We start from the raw sequence: 19,917 nt of genomic DNA, 5'->3' as shown, positions 1-19,917 counted from the left end.
TTCAAATAAAATTCTAACAACCAAAATATTATAAGAATCTCTTTCTTCTAGTATTTTGGTTGTTTTATCACAAAAATATACTTCTTATCTATATAATTTTTACATTATTATCTCCAAAGCTTTTTCTCAAAAAAGACATAAGTTCCAAATCAGATTTTATCCATAATTCCCTATCCAACCTAAACTTTTTTCTTTCTTTTTTTGTACACAAATATACAGGAATATTTCCTTTAAAGTTTACAAATACGGATCTAATTCTCTCTAAAGCCTCTTTTAAAATATCTTGATCTTCAATCAAAATATAAAGTTTTTCTGTATCTATTCTCACCAGAGGCTCTATAACTTCACAAAGAAGTTTAGGCTGTTCATCTTCCCTTACACTTACTCTTCCTTTCACTATAATCATATAATCATCTTCAATTAAGCTCTTGAATCTCTGAAACACTTTGGGAAATACTATTATCTCCATAATTCCATAGAGATCTTCTAACTTTGCAAAAGCCATCATATCATTATTTTTAGTAATCTTTTTAGATACTTCGGAGAGTATCCCACCAACTATAACTCTATCTCCATCTTTTACTTTAGCTTCTTCTATAAGATTCTCTTCTAGAGTCTCCCCGCTTACTATGTCAGATATTTTAGTATCTGTTTGTAATTCTAGTGTCCTTGCATATTCATCCAGCGGATGTCCTGAAAGGTATAATCCAGTCATTTCCTTTTCCATAGCTAGCATATCCATTTTCTTAAATTCTTCTATAGAAGGATACTTTATTCTTACACTGCTGTCTTCAATTTGAGAAAATAAGCTCACCTGTCCTTCTATATTCTTTTTTCTAGAATTTATAACGCTGTCAATTACTTTTTCATGTACTGCTATAAGTTGAGACCTCAGCACTCCAAAACAGTCAAAAGCACCTGCTTTAATTAAACTCTCCACTACCCTCTTGTTTATAGAATTTAAGTCTATACTATTACAGAAATCCACCAGGTCTTTAAACTTACCATGTTTTGACCTTGATCTAACTATACTATCTATTACATTTTCACCTACATTTTTTATAGCAGATAACCCAAATCTTATATTTCCATCTTCTACTGTAAACTTTGTACAGCTTTCATTAATACTTGGAGGCATTATTTCTATTCCAATACTTTTGGCAAACCTTATATAATAGGCTACTTTTTCACTATCTCCTTTTACACTATTTAGCATAGCTGCTGTAAACTCAGTAGGATAATAATACATTAAATACGCCGTTCTAAATGCCACTACAGCATAGGCTGCAGCATGTGATTTGTTAAATGCATAGGATGCAAAATCCATCATAGAATCAAATATGTCATTGGCTATTTTTTCAGATATACCATTGCGCACACAGCCTGGTACCTGTATTTCTCCTTTTTCATCTACAATTCCATATACAAAATTATGTCTCTCTTCCTCCATAACATGGTGCTTCTTTTTTGACATAGCACGTCTTACCAGATCACTTCGACCCATGGAATATCCTGCTAAATCCCTTACAATTTGCATTACCTGTTCCTGGTATACCATGCATCCATAAGTAACAGAAAGAATGTGTTCAAGCTGAGGGGTTACATATTCTATTCCCTCAGGGTTATTTTTGTTTTTAATATATTTGGGTATTTCTGACATAGGTCCTGGTCTATAAAGGCTTATCCCTGCTATTATATCCTCCAAAGAATCTGGTTTTAGTTCCTTCATAAAAGAACTAAAACCAGGCGATTCAAGTTGAAATACCCCTACAGTTTTTCCTTCACCTATCATATTGTAAACAGCTTTATCATCATAATCTATAGTATCTAAATCAATTTCTATACCCTTATCCTCTTTAATCATTTCAACAGCATCTCTTAAAACAGTCAACGTACGCAATCCTAAAAAGTCCATTTTGAGAAGTCCTAGCTCCTCCAGAGTGTTCATAGTAAATTGTGTAACTATATTATCTTCATTTTTTTGAAGTGGCACATAATTTACAAGAGGTTCTGAAGCTATAACAACTCCTGCCGCATGGGTAGATGTATGCCTTGGAAGTCCTTCAAGTGCTCTAGCAATATCTATAAGTTCTTTAGTTCTTGACTCACTGTCATAAGCTTCTTTAAACTCAGGATTCATATCAAGTGCTTTATCTATAGTTATATTGGGAATTGAAGGTATCATTTTGGCTATTCTATCTACTTCCCCATAACTGTAATTCATCGCTCTACCTACATCTCTTATACACATCTTGGCTGCCATGGTTCCAAAAGTTATAATTTGAGACACACTGTCTTTTCCATACTTTTCTACCACATAATCTATTACTTCTCCACGCCTTTCATAACAAAAATCACTGTCAATATCCGGCATAGAAACTCTTTCAGGATTTAGGAAACGTTCAAATATAAGCTTATATTTTATAGGATCTATTTTAGTTATTTCAAGTGTATAGGCAACTATAGAACCTGCTCCACTTCCTCGTCCAGGTCCTGTCATTATCCCATTTTTTCTCGCAAATCTTATAAAATCCCATACTATAAGAAAGTAGTCAACATAGCCCATTTTCTTTATTATACCCAGCTCATATTCCAGCCTACTTTTCAATTTATCTGTTACATCATTATATCTTTTATAAAGTCCCTTATAGCATAAATCCTTCATGTACTCATAAGGATCTGTATCTTCCGGTAGGGGAAATTTAGGAAGCTTTGATTTATGAAACTCATAGTCAAAATTACATTGATCTGCTATTTTAATCGTATTCTCTAGAGACTCTGGCACGTTGGAAAACATATCATACATCTCATCTGGCGACTTTAGATAAAATTCATCCGAAGGATATCTCATTCTATTTTCTTCATCTACAGTTTTACCAGTTTGTATACAAAGTAAAATATCATGAGCCCTGTAATCTTCCTTTTTTATATAATGCACATCATTTGTAGCAACCAAAGGTATGTTTAATTTTTTAGACATAGAAATCAACTGTTCATTTATCTTGAGCTGATCTGCTATTCCATGATATTGAACTTCTAAATAAAAACCATCTTTAAAAGTATTTTTATAAAACAAAGCTGTCTCTTCAGCTTTATCTATATTTCCTTTTAATATATTGGATTGAACTTCACCACTCATACAAGCACTTAGTGCTATTAGCCCTTCACTGTGATTTTTCAAATAATTATGGTCTACCCTTGGTTTATAGTAAAATCCTTTTATAGAAGCTGTGGATACTATTTTCATTAAATTATGATATCCTTCTTCATTTTTCACCAAAAGTACCAGATGGTAGTTTTCATTTTTACCATTATTTTGCTTTATAGTCATATCTCCCTGAGATACATATATTTCGCAGCCTATTATAGGCTTGATTCCCTGTGCCCTTGCTTCTTTATAAAATTCCACACATCCATACATAACGCCATGGTCTGTTATTGCCATACTATCCATTCCAAGTTCTTTTGCCCTAGCTATAAGTTCTGGAATTTTAGCTGAAGAATCCAGGAGGGAATATTCTGTATGTTGGTGTAAGCTTACCCATTTATGTTTTCCTTTGTCCATTAAACATTACCTTCTTATCATTTTTGCAGATAAAATGCTTTTTCCCACTATATCATTTTTATCATCAAACATATTAACTTCTACTCTGCAGTAATTTATACCCTTTCCTATTATATCTACATATATAGTAATTTCGTTATCAATTTGTACAGGTTTCATAAAATATGTAGCTATGCTATCTACAAGTATATTGGCATTATTTTTCTGCCTTAAGATTACAATTGCCATGGTAGATAAAAGCATATTCAAAGTACCCCAGGAGCCTGTTCCCATAGAGTCCAACATTTCAGGGGTTATTTTTCCTGTAAAACAGTTTCTTCCATCTTTAATTTGGAATTCAAATTTTTTCAATATAGCATCTTCAAGGGTTTCTGCTAATTGAGGCTGCCTTGCCATATATTGAAGTGCTTTTATTACATCTCTCCTAGTTATAACTCCAACTAATTTTTTCCCCTTTACTACAGGAAATAATTCTATACCGTCCCAGCCCATTATATGAGCTGCATAAGCTACTGTAGTTTTAGGTGTTACTGTAATTGGTTCCTTAGACATCACCTTGCCTATAACTTCATCATCAGAACCATGACTTGGTAAATCCTTTGGTGCAACAATTCCTACTAGTTTATTTTCATCATCTACTACAGGATATCTGTCATGTTTAAATTCTTTCATCATTTGCTTCCATTTAAGTACCGTATCTTTAACGTTAAGATAAGACGGGTTAATTTGCATTATATCTTCTACAAGTACTATTTCCTTTTTTATTAAATTTTCTGAAATAGCTTTATTTATCATACTAGCTACAGTAAAAGTATCATAGCTAGTAGATATTATAGGAAGACACTTTTCGTTAGCCAGGTTCTTTATCTGATTGCTGCATCCAAAGCCACCAGTTATAAGAACTCCTGCATCGTTTAGAAGGGCAAGTCTTTGGGCTTCTTCTCTGTTTCCTATTATGACTAAACAATCTTTTTTTATATACTGTTTCATGGCCTCTATGGTCATAGCTCCTATTATAAATCGATGTAGTACTTTGTGTACTCCATTTTTTCCCCCAAGCAAACTTCCATCTACTATATTTATTACTTCACCATAAGTTAGAGACTCCATATTTTTCTTTTCAACTTTTTCAATTCTCACAGTTCCCACTCTTGGAATTGTAGTGACTATTCCAAGGCTATCTGAATCTTTTATAGCCCTATATGCCGTTCCATCACTAACCCCTAACTCACTTGCTATACTTCTCACTGAAATTTTAGTACCAGTTTCTAGTGAAAGTATGTACTTGATTATATCCTCATGCTTTGACATATAATCTGTGCCTACCTTTCTTTTCTCAGTTCATCTGCTATTTTCTCAATTCTCCTAAGTCTGTGATTTACTCCAGATTTACCTACTTTAGGATTCAACATTTCACCTAATTCCTTTAAAGATTCATCTGGATAATTTAACCGAAGCTCTGCAATTTCTCTTAAATTTTCAGGCAGCCTACTTAACCCTATTTCTTTTTGTATAAGCTTTATACTCTCCATTTGTCTTACTGCTGCATTAACAGTTTTACTCAAATTTGCAGTCTCACAATTAACCAACCTATTTACGTTATTCCTCATTTCCTTCATTATCCTTATGTTCTCTAATTCCAAAAGAGAAGAGTGTGCTCCTATTATATTCAAAAGATCCACTATCTGCTCTCCTTCTTTAATATACACTATAAAACTGCTCTTTCTCTGTATTACTTTAGAACTTAATCCATATCCATTTATAAGTTTACTCAAATCCAATGCATAATCATTGTCATGGGTTACAAATTCAAGGTGATATGTCTTTTCCGGATTACTTATGCTCCCACCACCTAAAAAAGCTCCCCTTATATAGGCCTTTTTTAGTTTTTCATTTTCACTAATACTTTTTGTTATACTATAATCCAATGAAAAAACATCCTCTTCTTCCTTTAAAAGTCCTACTTTTTTAAGTATGGATCTTACATCTGTATCTTCCGTTATCATTATTACGTACACATTATTTTTTTTTAAAGAATTACTCCTTTTAACCAGTATTCTAGTATGTATATGAAAAATATCCTTCAATATCTTAAATATGAATCTGGCAATTGCAGCATTTTCAGTAATTATCTTAAAGCTAAACTGCCTATTCCCTCCAAGCATTAAAGTTCCACTAACCTTCATTATGGCAGACAATTCTGCTATAGCTTCTTCCTCATCTATATCCGAATACCTACAAACTTCATTTTTTACCTTCAATGAAAATGACATATATATCTCCCACTTATCTCCTATTTTCCTTTAATCTTTCTGATAAATAGAAATACTCTATTATCTTCTTTCTATCAAATAACAGCTTTTTATCCATAATAGTTTCTATAAGTATGGAAGCTAATTTTTCAGAATTATGCCTTATAAGTCCATTCTTAATACTTATAAAATCCCCTTCAATTACTTTTACCCCCATAGAATCTACTAAATCTTCATTTATTTTAACTAAATGAGATTCTTCTTCTTTATATTTCCCTTCTAGCTCCGTATTTATTTTACCTACATTTATAATTACATAATCTATTACAGGAGCACCGACATGGTTAAATATAGCCTTAATATGGTCTTCTACAGAAAATCCATCCGTTTCTCCCGGTTGGGTCATTATATTTGAAACATAAAGTTTTACAGCATTTGTATTTTGCAGTGCACTAGCTATATCACCAACTAAAAGATTTGGTATTACACTAGTATACAAGCTACCCGGTCCAAGTATTACCGCATCAGCTTCTTTTATGGCTTCTACAGCTTCTTTTAATGCCCTGGCACCTCTAGGTTCTATAAAAACTTTATCTATTGGACTATTTCTTTCTATTGCTTCTTGGGGAATATTTGATTCTCCCTCTACAATAGATCCATCTTTTAATCTGGCCTTTAAAGTTAAATTGTCAAGGGTAACAGGCATTACTCTACCTGTTACCGCAAGTACAGAACTCATTTTATGGACAGCTTCTTCAAAATTTCCAGATATTCCATCCATAGCTGCCAAAAATAAATTTCCAAAGCTCTGATTTTTCAATCTTCCATCCTTGAACCTATACTGGAGTAAATCTTCCATAAGTGGTTCAGTATCAGCAAGTGCCATTATACAGTTTCTTATATCTCCTGGTGGGAGCATTCCAAGATCCTCCCTTAAATCTCCGGAACCTCCTCCATCATCTGCTACAGTTACTATAGCAGTTATATTAGACGTATAGTATTTAAGGCCTCTTAGCATAGTGGAAAGGCCAGTTCCTCCTCCAATGGCAACGATTTTAGGACCTTTTACCAAAAGACGTTTTTCATATATTAAATTTTCCAACTTCCTGGAATCTAACGACACACTTAAATATCCTTTATTTATAAGTGCTATTATAGACCTCATACCTTGAGTTATGGAAATATACACTACAAATATCCCAGATATGATTAAAAATACATAAAATGATATATAGTAAAGGCTGTAAAATCTTCTATTTACAAATTCTATTACTCCAAATATTATAAAGAGTACTCCCATGGCTCCAAGCATAACCCACCTTTTAACTTTTATGCCAGGTCTAAGCCAATCTACAATCTTCATAATTTTTTACCACCTTTATTAACATCTTCTTCTATATCTCTATGATCAATATTAACCTTATGTCCATTGTTTTTTAGTCTGTTATAAATGGCATTTGCAATAAATACAGAACGATGCCTTCCCCCGGTGCATCCTATAGAGATAATCAGTTGTCTCTTTCCTTCTTTTAGGTAATTTGGAATCAAAAATTCTAACATGTTTTCCAGTTTATTTATAAATTCATTTGTTTCCTTAAAACTCATTATATATTTCATTACAGAGGTATCCTTGCCTGAATATTCTTTTAACTCAGGTATATAGAAAGGATTTGGTAAAAATCTCACATCAAATACTAGATCTGAATCAACAGGTATGCCATATTTAAATCCAAAAGAGAGTACGGTAATCATAAGCTCTGTTTCCATCTGTCCTTCTTCTGAATATATCTTAGTTATCTCTTCTCTAAGTTCCCTAGTTACTAAGTTAGATGTATCTATTATGTTGTCTGCCCTGTCTTTCAATTCTCTAAGTTTGTTTCTTTCCATAATTATACCATTTAGAATTCTTCCATCAGGTGCTAGGGGATGTTTTCTCCTGGATTCTTTGAATCTTTTAATAAGTACTTCCTCTGAAGCATCTAAAAACAATATTTCATATTTATAACCCTGTTTCTTTAGATAATTCAAGCTTTCAAATATATCATTAAAAAATTGACCTCCTCTTATATCTATTACCAAGGCTATTTTATCTATTTTCCCATCAGTTTTATAGCATGCTTCCGCAAATTTCGGTATTAGTGTAGGAGGAAGATTATCTACACAAAAGTACCCTAAATCTTCTAAACTTCTTATAGCCTGAGTTTTTCCCGCTCCAGATAATCCTGTCACTATAACAAATCTCATAGTCACATCCCTCCATTTAAAAATATTTTTACTTTTTCTAATTATATCACAACAAACTACAACAATAAATATAACCTAAAAAGGGGAATCAGTGCAATACACAGCACCAATTCTCCACTCTCTACTCTTCCCCTATAACTCTAACTTCAGTATACAAATCTACATTAAATTTTTCTTTAACTTTATTCTGCACAATAGCTATTAAATCTAAAATATCTTTTGCTGTTGCACTCCCTTTATTTATTATAAATCCTGAATGCTTCTCAGATACTTGGGCGTCACCTACACTCTTCCCTTTTAATCCACTGTCTTCTATAAGTTTTGCAGCAAAATAACCTTCTGGCCTTTTAAAGGTACTTCCTGCAGATGGATATTCTAGAGGTTGTTTTTCATTTCTCCTTCTATTTAAATCTTCTACACGGTTTTTTATCTTCTCATAATCCCCATGCTCCAAATTAAAGGTTACTTCTAAGACAGTATATTTGTATTTTAAAATGGAACTGCTTCTATATTCTAACTCTAATTGTTTTCTATCTAATACTTTGATTTTTCCATCATTATCTATAACTTTTGCACTTTCTACAACATGTGAAATTTCACCATTATAAGCACCTGCATTCATTGTAACTGCCCCACCTACGCTTCCAGGTATACCACAGGCAAATTCAAAGCCTGATAATTTGTTATTAAGGGCAGTAGTTGAAATATCCTTTAGCGATACGCCGCTTCCTGTAATAATCTTATTGTCCTCAACTTTAACTTCATTTAGTTTTATAAGTTTAATCATTATGCCTCTTATTCCGCCATCTTTAACAAGTAAATTAGAACCATTTCCCATTATATAATAAGGTATATTATGTTCTTTACATAACGTTATAACATCTACTACTTCCTGAAATTTTTTAGGAGTAACTAATATATCTACAGGACCTCCTACTCTAAAAGAAGTATGTTCCTTCATAGGTTCGTCTATTTTTATGTCTTCTTTATCTAATATTTTCTCTAAATTTGTAGCAAAATCTTTAAACTTATTCATTATAAATATTCTCCTTGAAAATTAAAATTAAGCGTTACACTATGTAATTATAATATACAATGCAATTACAAATTGTATCATATTTTCTTTTATCTATCAAACTAAATTTTTTTCCAAAATAAAGTAAAAAAATATAGGATTTAATTTCCATTTTTTTTAAAGTATGAAATTATACTTTCCGCCGTACGTCTATCTATTGAAGGCGTATCCATAAGTTCATTCATGGTAGCCTTTTTTATATTCTCTATACTCTCAAATTTTTTTAACAATTCTTTTCTTCTCTTGTTACCTACATTAGGTATGTCTTCTAATACAGAATGGAGTACTCTTTTGTTTCTCAAACTCCTATGATAGGTTATTGCAAACCTATGAACTTCATCCTGTATTCTAGCAATGAGTTTAATTACATTGGAATGTGGAGATATCAAAACTTCTTCATTTTTATATATAAGCCCCCTAGTCCTATGTCTATCATCTTTTACCATTCCACACACAGGTATGTCTATGTTAAATTTTCTTAACACCTCTAAGGCCGCATTTACCTGACCCTTTCCACCATCCATAAGAATTAAATCTGGAAAGGCACAAAACTTTCCTGCACTAAACTTCAAATTTTTTTTCTTTATTCTTTCTATTTCATCAAAGCCATGCTTAAACCTTCTAGTCAGTATTTCCCTCATACTATCGTAATCGTTAGCTCCTTTTACAGAATTTATTTTGAATCTTCTATAATCGCTATTTTTAGCTCTTCCATTTTCAAACACTACCATAGTACCTACTGAGTCCACCCCCTGAATATTAGATATGTCATATGCTTCTATTCTGTGGGGTATATCTTCCATATCTAACGCTTCTGTAAGTTCTTCAAGAGAAGTATTGTACATCTTTTTATCTTGAATTAATTTTAATTTAAAATTTTTTAAAGTTGTCCTGGCATTTTCCTCCACCATATTTAAAGTAGCCCTTTTTTCTCCTTTTTGAGGTATTTTAATATATACCCGGGCATCTTTTTTCATACTAAGCCAATTCTGGAGAAGCTCAATTTCGTCAACTTCAGGCACATATATTGTTTTTGCTATATATGCAGTTCCCCCATAAAATTCCTCTATAAAATTTGACACTATTTCACCCTTAGGCAAATCCTGAGTATTTTCTAAAATAAAATGCTCTCTTCCTATTATTTTCCCGGATCTAGAAAAAAATACTTGAACACAGCTGTCCACATTATCTGAATACATATTTATAAAATCTTCATCTTCAAATCCTCCAGTGGTTATCTTCTGTTTTTCAATTATCTTTTGCACTGCTAGAATTTTATCTCTCAGCTCTGCAGCTTTTTCAAATTCGAGTTTTTTCGAGGCAATTTCCATATCTTCTTTAAGTTTTTTACTTATGTCTCTATTTTTTCCCGATAAGAAATCCATAACTCCACTTACGATTTTTCCGTATTCCTCTTTAGTAATATATCCAGTGCAAGGAGCCTTACACAATCCTATATAGTAGTTTAAACAAGGCCTTCCCTTCACTTCTCCTTCTTTTATTGACAGTCTGCAAGTTCTAATTGGAAATATCTTTTTTATAATTTCCATAGTTTCATATACAGCAGAAGGACTAATATAAGGTCCAAAGTATCTACAGCCATCCTTTACCATATTTCTAGCGGATATTATTCTCGGAAAATCCTCATTTACTGTTATTTTTATAAGGGGATATCCTTTATCATCCTTTAAAAGGATATTATACCTAGGTCTATATTTTTTAATTAAATTACATTCTAAAATAAGAGCTTCCATTTCTGAATCTGTAACTATATATTCAAACTCAGCAATATGTTTCACCATAGCCTTTACCTTTTCAGAATGATTCTTAGAATTTTGAAAGTACTGCCTAACTCTATTTTTTAAAATCTTTGCCTTTCCAACGTATATTACCTCACCTAAAGAGTTTTTCATTAAATATACTCCTGGTTTATCTGGTAATACCTTTAATTGATATTCAAAATCAAACACTACATCCACTCCTAAAACTACTTACAAAATATGATTGGAAGCTTGTATATTGTAAATAAAAGTCCAAATATCATTAAAAAATCCTCTATTACACAACCAATTTTAGAATTAGTATTATAAGTTAACGGCAGTTTAAATTTTTTATTCTTAAAAGGGTAAAAAAGGGGCACCCCTCTATTCGTAACCATATCACAAAGCAGATGCATTCCATATCCTATCATAAAATAGTACACCAAATAGTGTACATTATACATGTTTCCTAAATATCCTATAATAAAAGAAAACAATATCATCCCCATCAAGCTGTGAGTCAATCCATTTCTATGAGAAGATACAGCTATTATTATAAATGATATACCAATAGCTTTAATAATAGGTGCCTTAGTATAAAGATAATCGTACCAAAGTAGTCCTATTCCTAAAGAGCTATACACCATAATCTTACTTGTCTTATTTCTAAATGGAAGTATATATTTGTTTATTATACTTTTAGGGTGATCCACATCTGGAAGTATTGATGAAAACGCCACTATTAAAAGGCCAATATAATTAAATTTCCCCGGAAGTACGTTGTAAACGGACAAAAAAGTAACTATTCCCACTTCTGCATGAGTTTTCCCCTTCATATTTTCTCCTTTTTATCCTGTCATAATGTTAAATGTTTTTGCATATAATTCGATAATCCGCTTATTGCCTATATTATAACATTAAATTTACAACAAACTTACTTTTTACAACAAAATTTCCCGGGGAATTTTAAAATTTCAATTATTTTCGTAATGCTGTTCTTATAACTTGCGAAGCTATAGAAGCCGCTAACTTTCCTCCCTGTCCTCCATTTTCTACAATTACCGCCACAGCTATCTGTGGATCATCATAAGGTGCAAAACCTATAAACCATGAATGAGGTGCTGAACCCGGTCCTTCTGATTGATTATCTGCTGTTCCCGTTTTTCCTGCTACTTCTACACCTTCCACAGAAGCATTAGTTCCTGTTCCAGATTCTACAACAGATTTCATAAGGTCTTTCATAGTATTTGCTGTATTTGAAGAAATTATTTGGCCTACTTGTTCTGCTTGTATGTTCTTTACTTCTTCACCTGTACTTGTAAGCACATCGCTTACCAAATGAGGCTTCATCATGACACCACCATTGGCTATAGTGCTTGTAACTACCGCCATTTGAAGTGGACTTGCCAAATCGCTGCTCTGCCCTATGGCACTCTGAGCTATACTTCCCTTTTCATAGGATTTTAACATTGGAAATTTACTAGGTTCTACAGGTATTCCATCTGTAGGTATTTCCTTGTTAAAGAAGAACTTTTCAGCAGTTTGTTTTAACCTGTCATTCCCGAGCTCAATTCCAAGTGATCCAAAATAAACATTACTAGAATGAGTATACGCTTGTTTAAAATTAATACTTCCAAGAACCTCTCCTTCAAAATTGTGCAGAGAATATCCTCCACCTAAAGGAAGTTCACCATTATCCTGAAAATATCTATTTTGAATTCCTGATATATTTTCTAATCCACTTACAGCAGTTACAGTTTTAAAAGTAGATCCAGGTGGATAAAGTCCTGCTGTAGCTCTATTTAAAAGAGGTTTAGTTTTATCCTGATTTAACTGCTGCCACGTATTTGCAAGGTCATTAGGATCAAAAGAAGGTCTTGACACAAGTGCTATTACTTCACCAGTCTTTGGGTTTAATGCCACAACTGCCCCTTTATTTCCATCAAGCAGGTCATAAGCCATTTTTTGAGTTTCCAAATCCAAAGTTGTTTTTAAACTATTTCCAACTTTCTTTTGAGATTTTCCCTTATTCTGGATAAGGCTCTTTATACTATCCTGAATATTACTGGACATTAACTGTTCATCATATTTCTTCTCAAGTCCTGTAATTCCATATTTTTGATCCACATATCCAAGTACATGGGCAAACATTGCCCCCCCTGTGTATTCCCTTTTCTGAGTTTCAGAATTTATAGGATCGCTCTTAGTAAGTGCATTACCATTTCTATCATATATGGTTCCTCTAAGCACCTCATTTCTCTTTATCCATAATCTTCTGTTATAAGGACTATTCTCTATCTTAGGTCCCACTACCATTTCAAAATAAGTCATATAAGAAATAAGTGCTATAAAGCATATTAAGAAGACCATCATCACTTTTTTTATATTGTTCACTATGTTATTCATAATGCTACCTACCCTCTTCTGATATCTTCTGAATTATACCCAGTGAAAAAAATGTTATTAGCATAGAACTTCCTCCCCTGCTTACAAGAGGTAACGTTATACCTGTAAGTGGAATAGCATTCATAACACCACCAACTATAACTAAAACCTGAGATGCAATCATTGCACTATAGCCTACTGCCAAAAGTCTTGAGAATTTATCATTTCCATAGACAGCAGCTCTCATACATCTATAAAACAATAAAAAGTACAGTATTATTATGGCAAATCCTATAAGTATTCCAAGTTCTTCACACAACACCGCAAATATAAAATCTGTAGTATTAATAGGCACATATTCCGGATGTCCTAGTCCAAGTCCCGTTCCAGTAAGTCCTCCAGATGCTATAGAAAACATAGATTGGACAATTTGATAACTCTGATTATTTGCATAAGGCCAAGGATTTTTCCATATCATAACTCTAGTTCTAACATGATTAAACAACCTATAGCTTACTACTGACCCTGCTGCTGAAAGCAAAAAACATATAGCTACATACCTAAATTTAGAAGTAGCTATATACAGCATAGTTACAGATATTCCAAAAAATATGAGAGCAGATCCAAGGTCCCTTTGAATTACCATAAACACTAAGGATAGCATTACTACTGCACAAGGTATTATTAAATTTTTAAAATTTTTGTAATCCTTTAATTCTGCCGCTAAATAGGCTACCAAAAATAGTTTTCCAAATTCCGATGGCTGAAACTGAATTCCACCTAGGCTAACCCAGTTTTTTGAACCATTAATTTCAATACCTGAAAAAGTACCCATTGCCATAAATATTAATGTAACTACTAAATATATATATTTATACTTGCTGAATCCACTAGTATCTGGCATTAACACAACAATGAGTATGAAGCCAGTAACTCCAATTGCGAACCAAATTATTTGTTTAATAGATGCTGCAGTATCTATTCTATATATCATCACCATACCTATAACTGACAATATACTAGAAAAAATGAATATATATTTATCTCCGTCGGAGAAAAATTTTCTTATTACAAAGTAAGAATATCCTATAAGAAGACAAGTTACCAGTGCCATTATCATAGCACCTTTGTCAAAAGGTTGCTTTATAATTGCCAAATTGAGGAAGCATACAAAACATAACAAATATGTATATCTTAATAACTTTTTTTCATCTCTAGTAGTATCCAATATTCCACCACCCACTTATTCATGATAGTTTTTAAAAACTAATTATATTTTATCATCCTATAACTTTAAAGGATGTGTTTCCAATTTTAATTTCATCACCAGAAGCCAAATAATGCTTGCCTCTTAATTTTTTACCATTTAAAAGAGTACCATTTGTACTTCCCATGTCCTCTAGTATACATTCTTTTCCATTTTTCACATAAATTCTTGCATGGTGTCCTGAGGTATATGGATCCTCTAGCATAAGTTGATTATCGCTTTTTCTTCCTATGGTTATCTCCCTTCGCACTGGAATTACAGCACCTCTTCTAAGATTTGCATTTTCACCTGGATTAACTACTTCAAGTCCAAAGGATTTCCTATTGACATTTCTACCTCTCTTGCTTCCATTTTTAACATCCTTGTACATTATTCTCAGTGCCCAAAATATTATAATATATACTATACCTATGATAACAATTTTAAAAACTATACTCAATTTACTAAGATCCATTTAAATATCCTCCCTTAATACATTGAAAGACTAGCATTATAGGTGTGCTTATGCTAGTCTTTATGTAAATTATAACATCTTTTTTAAGTATTGTCCTGTGTAAGAACTCTTATTTTCAGATATTTGTTCTGGAGTACCCATGCAGAGAATGTTTCCTCCCTTTTCTCCACCTTCAGGTCCAAGATCAATGATATAATCCGCACACTTTATAACATCTAAGTTATGTTCTATAACCACAATTGTATTACCTACATCTACAATTCTCTGAAGTATATTTATAAGTTTATTTACATCATCTATGTGAAGTCCTGTAGTAGGTTCATCAAGTATATACATTGTCTTTCCCGTACTTCTTTTAGATAATTCATGGGCAAGCTTTATTCTCTGTGCCTCTCCACCAGACAATTGTGTGGAAGGTTGACCTAATCTGATATATCCTAGCCCTACATCCATAAGAGTTTGCAGCTTATTTTTTATTCTTGGTATATTTTCAAAGAATTTTAATGCTTCTTCTACAGTCATATTTAGTACATCATCAATATTTCTATTTTTATACTTTACTTGTAGAGTTTCTCTATTGTATCTTTTGCCCTTACAGACTTCACAAGGTACGTATACGTCTGATAAAAATTGCATTTCTATTTTTATTATTCCATCTCCGCTGCAAGCCTCGCATCTTCCTCCTTTTACATTAAAGCTGAATCGTCCAGGTTTATATCCTCTCACCTTGGATTCAGAAGTACTTGCAAACACTTCCCTTATTATATCAAATACTCCTGTATAAGTTGCAGGATTGGATCTTGGAGTCCTTCCTATAGGGCTTTGATCTATATTTATAATTTTATCTACATTTTCTGTTCCCAAAATATTTTTATAATGTCCCGGCCTATCTTTTGAATTGTTTAATTCCTTATGTAGTGCTTTGTATAATATTTCATTTACCAAAGTGCTTTTCCCAGATCCAGATACACCGGTAACACAAGTAAATATCCCTAAGGGAAAGGAAACGTCTATATTTTTTAAATTATTTTCTGCAGCACCTATTACTTTTATATATTTTCCATTGCATTCTCTTCTATGTTCAGGTATTTCTATCTTTTTCTTTCCGCTCAAATACTGCCCTGTTATGGATCTATCACATTTTATAATATCTGAAATAGGTCCTGCAGCAACTACCTCTCCACCATGTTCTCCTGCTCCTGGTCCTATATCTACTATAAAATCCGACTGTTTCATTGTATCCTCATCATGTTCTACTACTATCAATGTATTTCCAATGTCTCTTAAATGTTTTAAAGTAGATATAAGCCTATCGTTATCTCTTTGGTGAAGTCCTATACTTGGTTCATCTAATATATAAAGTACTCCAACCAAACTTGAACCTATTTGGGTTGCAAGTCTTATTCTTTGGGACTCTCCTCCGGATAACGTTCCTGCAGTTCTGGACAATGTCAAATAATCCAATCCTACATCTATTAAAAATTGCAACCTACCACTTATTTCTTTCAATACTTGATCACTTATAATCTTATCTTTTTCCGAAAGCTGTATCTCCTTAAAAAATTTCAATTCATCTTTTATAGACATATTACACAGCTCAAATATGTTTTTTTCTCCCACTGTAATTGCTAATACCTCAGGTTTTAATCTGGCGCCCTTACATTTTGGACATGGATTATCACTCATATAATTTTCTATTTCTTTTTTTATATAGTCGGAATTTGTCTCCATATACCTTCTCTTTAAAGTATTAACTATTCCTTCATAAGAATGATTAAATTCCATCATTCTGTTTTCTTTTCTATACTTTACTCTTATTTTCCCGCCTCTTAAACCATAAAGTAACATGTCTACTACTTTAGAATCTAATTTTTCTATAGGTGTATCCAATTTAAATTTAAACGTACTTGAAAGGGCCTTCAATATACTAAAAGTCCAGGAGCCTTCCTTTAAACTTGCTTCTCCCCAGGCTGTAACAGCACCTTCCAATATACTCTTTTTTCTATCAGGTATTACTAAATTCTCATCTATCTCAAGCAAGGTACCAAGACCATCACAAGTATCACATTTTCCAAAAGGTGAGTTAAAAGAAAAAGTTCTAGGGGTAATCTCTCCTATACTTATACCACATTCCGGACATGCAAATTTTTCACTGAAAAGTATGTCCTCCCCACCTAATACATTTACAATAAGTATCCCATCGGATAATTTTAAGGAGGTTTCTATAGAATCTGCAAGTCTGCTTCTTATTTCACTTTTAATTACCAACCTATCTACTACTATTTCAATAGTATGCTTTTTATTTTTTTCTAATTTTATCTCTTCATCTTGAAGATCTACTATTTCTCCATCAATTCTAGCTCTTACAAACCCATTTTTCACTATACTTTCCAGTACCTTTATGTGTTCTCCTTTTTTTTCCTTTATTACAGGTGAAAGTATCTGTATCTTCGTTCTCTCAGGCATTTCCATAATTTTATCCACCATTTGATCCACTGTCTGCTGGGTTATTTCCTTGCCGCACTTTGGACAATGGGGCACCCCTATACGTGCATATAATAGCCTCAAATAATCATATATTTCTGTAACTGTTCCTACTGTAGAACGTGGATTTCTACTTGTAGTTTTCTGATCTATAGATATAGCAGGTGATAAGCCTTCAATGTATTCCACATCTGGCTTATCCATCTGACCCAAGAATTGCCTTGCATATGCAGATAATGATTCAACGTATCTTCTCTGACCTTCTGCATAAAGGGTATCAAATGCTAATGAAGATTTTCCCGAACCTGAAAGCCCAGTAAAAACTATTAGCTTATCTCTCGGTATAGTCAAACTTATATTTTTTAAATTGTGAACTTTAGCACCTTTTATTACTATGCTATCTTTCATAAACTTAACTCCTTAGTTATCTAATTCTCTTATCCATATTATTTGTTTTTTTGTTTCTTTAACTTAAGTATTGCATCCCTGAGTTTAGCAGCTTCCTCAAATCTAAGTTCTTTTGCTGCCTTTTTCATTTGTCTCTCATGAGCTTCAATGAGTTCATCTATTTTTTCATTGTCCGCCTTTACTGCCTCTTCTAAACTATTATATTCTTCTTTTTCTTCTAAAACCATAGTTGACTCTATAACTTCTCTAATTGCCTTATTAATTGTTTTTGGAACTATGCCATTCTTCTTATTATACTCAATTTGTATTTTCCTTCTTCTTCCAGTTTCACTTATAGCTTTATCCATAGATTTTGTAATAACATCGGCATACATTATAACTTTGCTTTCAGAGTTTCTTGCAGCCCTTCCTATAGTTTGAATGAGAGATTTTTCTGACCTTAAAAATCCTTCCTTATCTGCATCTAAGATTGCAACTAATGCAACTTCAGGTATATCAAGTCCCTCTCTTAGAAGATTAATTCCCACTAAGACATCAAATTCTCCTTTTCTCAAATCCCTTATTATCTTCATCCTATCTATAGTAGCTATACTGGAATGAAGATATCTTGCCTTGATATTCATGTCTTTAAAATAATCTGTTAAATCTTCTGCCATCTTTTTAGTAAGCGTAGTAACAAGTATCCTATATCCTCTTGATATAGTTTTTTGTATGCTATTATACAAATCATCTATTTGTCCCTTAATTGGTTTCACTATGATTTCAGGATCTAAAAGTCCTGTAGGTCTTAATATTTGTTCTGCCACATTTTCGGAATGTTCTAACTCATAGTCTGACGGTGTAGCACTTACAAATACAACCTGATTTATCTTTTTTTCAAATTCTTGAAATTTTAAAGGTCTGTTATCGTAGGCAGAAGGAAGTCTAAAACCATATTCCACTAATGTATCTTTCCTAGATCTATCTCCCGCATACATGGCTTTTACCTGAGGAAGAGTAACATGACTTTCGTCTATAAAAAGCAAAAAATTATCTGGAAAATAATCAATAAGGGTTTGTGGAGGGCTTCCCTTAGCTCTTCCATCCATTATTCTAGAATAATTTTCAATTCCACTGCAATATCCTACTTCCCTCATCATTTCTATGTCAAAATTAGTTCTCTGTTTTAATCTCTGTGCTTCAAGCAATTTATCCTGAGATGTAAGTTCTTTAAGTCTGTGTTCTAATTCTTCTTCTATCTTTTCTATAGCTAATTCCATTTTTTCTCTTGAAGTGGCAAAATGAGATGCTGGAAATATATTTGCATGTTTTCTAAGTCCAATGGTATCTCCTGTGAGCACATCAAACTCCCTTATCTTATCAATTTCATCTCCAAAAAACTCTACCCTTATAGCATGATCTGTAGATGCCGCTGGAAATATATCCACTATATCCCCTTTTACCCTAAAGGTCCCTCTTACAAAATTTATATCATTTCTTTCATACTGTATTTCTACTAATTTTTTTAGGACTTCATCTCTATTTTTTATCATTCCCGGCCTTAGAGACAAAGTTAATTTTTTATATTCTTCAGGATTTCCAAGTCCATAAATGCAAGATACTGATGCCACTACAACTACATCTTTTCTTTCCAGGAGTGCAGAAGTAGCAGAATGTCTTAATTTATCAATTTCATCATTTATAGATGCATCTTTTTCTATGTAAGTATCTGTTTGAGGTATATATGCCTCTGGTTGATAATAATCATAATATGATACAAAATATTCTACAGAATTACTTGGAAAGAAATCTCTGAATTCTGAACATAACTGTGCTGCCAAAGTTTTATTATGTGCAAGCACTAGTGTAGGTTTCTGTACTTTTTCTATTATGTTAGCCATAGTAAAAGTCTTACCGGATCCAGTTACTCCAAGTAATGTTTGAAATTTATTTCCTTTTAAAACACCATCCGCTATACTATCTATAGCTTGGGGTTGATCTCCAGTAGGTTTAAATTTAGAATGTATTTTAAAAACTCCCATTT

General features: G+C 32.6%; 13 protein-coding genes. All 13 read right to left on the bottom strand.

What is annotated here, in order from left to right; translation table 11 throughout:
• Positions 1-88 precede the first annotated feature (88 nt).
• Positions 89-3,565 (bottom strand): DNA polymerase III subunit alpha, encoded by a 3,477-nt coding sequence (locus tag B5S50_RS12835; RefSeq protein WP_217301999.1) that lies wholly within the window; start codon positions 3,563-3,565, stop codon positions 89-91.
• A gap of 6 nt (positions 3,566-3,571) precedes the next feature.
• Entirely contained in the window at positions 3,572-4,876 is a 1,305-nt protein-coding gene (locus B5S50_RS12830) for a DRTGG domain-containing protein (protein WP_217301998.1), read from the bottom strand.
• An 11-nt stretch (positions 4,877-4,887) separates the two neighbouring features.
• Positions 4,888-5,838: a DNA-binding protein WhiA gene (gene whiA, locus B5S50_RS12825; protein WP_217301997.1), complete on the bottom strand. Its 951-nt coding sequence runs from the start codon at positions 5,836-5,838 to the stop codon at positions 4,888-4,890.
• 13 nt (positions 5,839-5,851) lie between these two features.
• The gene (gene yvcK / locus B5S50_RS12820; protein ID WP_065079028.1) at positions 5,852-7,180 is read right to left on the bottom strand and encodes a gluconeogenesis factor YvcK family protein; all 1,329 of its coding nucleotides are present in this window, start codon (positions 7,178-7,180) and stop codon (positions 5,852-5,854) included.
• Positions 7,177-8,061: an RNase adapter RapZ gene (gene rapZ / locus B5S50_RS12815; protein WP_063555621.1), complete on the bottom strand. Its 885-nt coding sequence runs from the start codon at positions 8,059-8,061 to the stop codon at positions 7,177-7,179. Before rapZ ends, yvcK begins: the two co-directional genes overlap by 4 nt.
• Before the next feature lie 121 nt (positions 8,062-8,182).
• Complete coding sequence (murB, locus tag B5S50_RS12810; protein WP_065079027.1) at positions 8,183-9,097, bottom strand: UDP-N-acetylmuramate dehydrogenase; 915 nt, start codon at positions 9,095-9,097, stop codon at positions 8,183-8,185.
• A 140-nt stretch (positions 9,098-9,237) separates the two neighbouring features.
• A complete protein-coding gene (uvrC, locus tag B5S50_RS12805; protein WP_065079026.1) occupies positions 9,238-11,106 on the bottom strand; it encodes an excinuclease ABC subunit UvrC in 1,869 nt (622 codons plus the stop codon).
• A gap of 17 nt (positions 11,107-11,123) precedes the next feature.
• Positions 11,124-11,732 carry a metal-dependent hydrolase gene (locus tag B5S50_RS12800; RefSeq protein WP_065079025.1) on the bottom strand — a complete coding sequence of 203 codons (609 nt, stop codon included), beginning with the start codon at positions 11,730-11,732 and terminating at the stop codon, positions 11,124-11,126.
• 142 nt (positions 11,733-11,874) lie between these two features.
• Positions 11,875-13,302, bottom strand: coding sequence for a penicillin-binding protein 2 (locus tag B5S50_RS12795; protein ID WP_217301996.1), 1,428 nt, complete (start codon positions 13,300-13,302; stop codon positions 11,875-11,877).
• A gap of 4 nt (positions 13,303-13,306) precedes the next feature.
• Positions 13,307-14,509 (bottom strand): FtsW/RodA/SpoVE family cell cycle protein, encoded by a 1,203-nt coding sequence (locus B5S50_RS12790; RefSeq protein WP_127719664.1) that lies wholly within the window; start codon positions 14,507-14,509, stop codon positions 13,307-13,309.
• A 52-nt stretch (positions 14,510-14,561) separates the two neighbouring features.
• Positions 14,562-15,002 carry an FHA domain-containing protein gene (locus B5S50_RS12785; RefSeq protein ID WP_217301995.1) on the bottom strand — a complete coding sequence of 147 codons (441 nt, stop codon included), beginning with the start codon at positions 15,000-15,002 and terminating at the stop codon, positions 14,562-14,564.
• Positions 15,003-15,071: 69 nt separating this feature from the next.
• Positions 15,072-17,894, bottom strand: a complete 2,823-nt coding sequence (gene uvrA / locus B5S50_RS12780) for an excinuclease ABC subunit UvrA (protein ID WP_217301994.1) — start codon at positions 17,892-17,894, stop codon at positions 15,072-15,074.
• Positions 17,895-17,932: 38 nt separating this feature from the next.
• Positions 17,933-19,915 (bottom strand): excinuclease ABC subunit UvrB, encoded by a 1,983-nt coding sequence (gene uvrB / locus B5S50_RS12775; RefSeq protein ID WP_217301993.1) that lies wholly within the window; start codon positions 19,913-19,915, stop codon positions 17,933-17,935.
• Positions 19,916-19,917 lie beyond the last annotated feature (2 nt).

Source organism: Clostridium sp. 001 (assembly GCF_019056555.1).
Classification (GTDB): domain Bacteria; phylum Bacillota; class Clostridia; order Clostridiales; family Clostridiaceae; genus Clostridium_B; species Clostridium_B ragsdalei.
Note: the sequence above shows the minus strand (reverse complement) of the source record. Positions and strands in the feature narration are given on the sequence as shown.